The sequence below is a fragment of the Paramesorhizobium leguminum genome (assembly GCF_003217235.1).
GTDB classification, from domain to species: domain Bacteria; phylum Pseudomonadota; class Alphaproteobacteria; order Rhizobiales; family Rhizobiaceae; genus Paramesorhizobium; species Paramesorhizobium leguminum.
Map to the genome: position 1 here is coordinate 1 of NZ_QJTF01000054.1, position 2,988 is coordinate 2,988.

Here is a 2,988-nt window from a genome sequence, read left to right on the forward strand (position 1 = left end):
GTAAGCATCCGGCCTGGGCCGTGGCTGCTTTCGGCGCTTCGGGCTTTGGGTTGCGGAGGCTGTCGATAATTTAGTTAAATTTGCAAGCTTAACCAAATATTCGAAAATTATAAATTGATGGATTGATCAATTAGCTTGTTGTCATCTTAAATGAATCCATTGATTAAGTTTAATTATGGGGGCGAGATGATAATGGACGTCAATACCGAAGCACGCATTTCTTATATAATCGAAATGTTGAGGGAGTTGTTCAAGCTCGTAGACAAGGACAGATTTCGAATGCTGGCTTATATGCTTTCCATGGCGTTCATCGAAGCTGAAGATGTTTATAGAAATGAACTGACGAAGCGGAGCAAGGTGGAAAATTCAGCTGCGAGCGCCTTGAATGACACGGAGGCACGCCCCTCATTTTGATCTGGAGACACATTGGAAACGGCGCGCTCAGGCAGCATCTTGCCGGGCGTGTCCGATGGCCTTCCAATGCCACGGCAACAGTTCGGGCAGCCTGGAGATGGGAAGTCCGGGCATACGGGCCAGCACGTCCGCCAACCAGGCCTGCGGGTCGATATCGTTCATCCTGGCGGTGACGATCAACGAATAGATGAACGCGGCGCGCTCGCCGCCGCGCTGCGACCCGGCGAAGAGCCATGCCTTGCGACCGAGCGCAATGCCGCGTAGCGCTCTTTCAGCGGCATTGTTGGTCAGGCAAATCCTGCCATCGTCGAGAAAGCGGGTGAAAGCCTCCCAGCGGCCTTCCTTCCCCAGCATGTAGTCGATCGCCTTGGCGACGGGGTTGTGCCTCGACATCTGCGCGCGCTGGGCTGTGAGCCAGCCATGCAGTTCCTTGACGAGTAGACGGGTGTGTTTCTGCCTCGCCGCCAGCCGTTCTTCGGCGGGCTTGCCGTTGATGCTGCGTTCAAGGTCGAACAAGGCATCGATACGGTTTACGGCTTGAAGCGCGACCGGCGAAATCTCGTGGGCGGCTTTGCCTTTGCGCACATTGCCGGCGATGTCGGCCAGTTCGAAGAATTTGCGCCGCGCATGGCTCCAGCACAGGGCGCTCGCCACCGGCCCGGGACTTCGGTCCGTGCGATAAAGATCATTATAGCCGCCATAGGCATCGGCCTGCAGGATGCCCTTCCATCCGGAAAGATGCATGTTGGGGTGGACCATCTGGCGATCGGCGGAGAAGTGGAACAGTGCCGCGGGTGGGGCAGTTCCCGCGAAGGGACGGTCGTCGCGGACATAGATCCAGAGCCTTGCCTCCTTCGTAGCGCCTCTTGCCAGAAGCGGCACGGTGGTATCCCCCGGTCCGGCCTTTGGCCGGCCGAGGACAGGCTTTGCCATGCAGCCGTTCGGCAGAGAGCACATGGGCACGGATCAGTTCGTGGATCGGCTTCAAGGCGGTCGTGCAAGCGCCGACCTGATCAGCCAGCGTCGAGAGGCTGAGCTCAACGCCCTCCCTTGCATAGCGCTCCGCCTGGCGGTTCAAGGGCTGATGTTGGCCGAACTTCTCGAAGAGAATGGTGGCCAAAAGGTTCGGTCCGGCGAAGGCGCGCGGCGTGGCATGGAACGGGGCCGGCGGCTGCGAGATCTTCTCGCAATCCCGGCAGGTGAACTTCTCGCGCACCGTCTGGATCACCTTCCACCGGCGCGGAATTACCTCCAGCGTCTCGGTGACATCTTCGCCCAGCTTGCTTATACGGGCCGAACCGCAGCAGTTGCAGCTTGACGGAGCTTCGACCACCACGCGTTCGCGCGGCAAATGGCCGGGGAAAGGCTTGCGCACGGGCTGGCGGCGCTCGAAGGCGGCAACATTCGTCGTCTTTGCCGCTGCGCGTTCTGCCGCGATGAGGTCTTCCGCTGCATCGGCTTCGAGTTCTTCGAGCTGCAGTTCCATCTGGTCGATGAGGCGGGCGCGGCGCTCCGAGCTTCGGCCATATTGCTCGCGCCGCAGCTTGGCGATCTCGAGCTTCAAATGTGCGATCAAAGCCTCGGAGGTGGTGACGACGGCGCGAACCTGGGCGAGTTCGGCTTCGGCTTTGGCTGCGCGCGCCTGCGATGCCGCGAGATCGGCGCGCAATCTTGTAATTTGCGAAGCAGCGTCATCCATGGCGGAAAGCTATCATGCCGCCCCATAAAATCCAACAAAAACAGAATAATACGAGCAATTATCCAGCCTTCGCCGGCCTCTGCGTCCAGCGCGGATTACGCCAGTCGATCCCTTCGAGAAGATAACCAAGTTGCGCCGCAGAAACCGGCACGGCGGAGCCGTCCCGGCTGACTGGCCAGATGAACTTCCCCGCCTCCAGCCGCTTCATATAGAGCGACATGCCGACCCCGTCATGCCAGAGAATCTTGACCAGATCGCCCTTGCGTCCGCGAAAGCAGAAGATCTCGCCACCATGCGGATCACGACCGAGCCCTTCCTGCACCTTTAGCGCCAGGCTGTTCATGCCGCAGCGCATGTCAGTGACGCCACCTGATATCCACACCTTCGCACCCGCTGGAAATGCGATCATGATGCATCCAGAACCGGTAGAAGGCGCGCGAGGAGACTTGGATCGAGCGTCGCCGGGATCGTCACGCGGCGACCGTTCGCCAGCGCGATCTCGATGCGCATGTCAGGGCCAGAACCCGGCGCCGGCGCAGGTGGAAAAGATTCTACCGCCTCGGACAAAACCGAAACCGGCACGAAGCCCTGCCGCGCCGGAGCGACAAGAACACCGTTCCGGTATTCCTTGCGCCAGCGCGTCAGCAACGCTCGCGACAATCCATAGCGCCGTGCTGTCGCACAGCCCTGACGAAAGCCTTGCAGGCTTTCCTCAACGATCCGGACCTTCTCTTCGACCGTCCAATCCCGCCGGCGACCTTCGCCACCAGCCGGCAGAACTTCAATGGGGGAAACAACTGGAGACCATGTCATAAGGCATGAGCCTAGACCATGCTCTACAAATCAAACTAGACGGCCCTCGCCGCAGGCATACG

The 2,988-nt window shown here is 59.7% G+C and carries 3 protein-coding genes and 1 pseudogene; 1 reads left to right on the forward strand and 3 read right to left on the reverse strand.

Annotated elements, in window-relative coordinates:
- Positions 1–192 precede the first annotated feature (192 nt).
- The gene (locus C7477_RS18545; protein ID WP_146226129.1) at positions 193–414 is read left to right on the forward strand and encodes a hypothetical protein; all 222 of its coding nucleotides are present in this window, start codon (positions 193–195) and stop codon (positions 412–414) included.
- A 27-nt stretch (positions 415–441) separates the two neighbouring features.
- Here the strand turns inward: C7477_RS18545 and tnpC are convergent.
- The 3 genes and pseudogenes from tnpC to tnpA all read right to left on the reverse strand — a co-directional run bounded on the left by tnpC (position 442) and on the right by tnpA (position 2,926).
- Positions 442–2,113, reverse strand: a pseudogene (gene tnpC, locus C7477_RS18550) (IS66 family transposase).
- Between the two features lie 58 nt (positions 2,114–2,171).
- Positions 2,172–2,522, reverse strand: a complete 351-nt coding sequence (gene tnpB / locus C7477_RS18555; RefSeq protein WP_110754812.1) for an IS66 family insertion sequence element accessory protein TnpB — start codon at positions 2,520–2,522, stop codon at positions 2,172–2,174.
- A complete protein-coding gene (gene tnpA / locus C7477_RS18560; RefSeq protein ID WP_110754813.1) occupies positions 2,519–2,926 on the reverse strand; it encodes an IS66-like element accessory protein TnpA in 408 nt (135 codons plus the stop codon). Before tnpA ends, tnpB begins: the two co-directional genes overlap by 4 nt.
- Positions 2,927–2,988: the final 62 nt, after the last annotated feature.

What these genes read in the sequence shown, in the direction of transcription:
- C7477_RS18545 (WP_146226129.1), top strand. Translation starts at nt 193, where the DNA reads ATGGACGTCAATACCGAAGCACGCATTTCTTATATAATCGAAATGTTG.
- tnpB (WP_110754812.1), bottom strand. Translation starts at nt 2,522, where the DNA reads ATGATCGCATTTCCAGCGGGTGCGAAGGTGTGGATATCAGGTGGCGTC.
- tnpA (WP_110754813.1), bottom strand. Translation starts at nt 2,926, where the DNA reads ATGACATGGTCTCCAGTTGTTTCCCCCATTGAAGTTCTGCCGGCTGGT.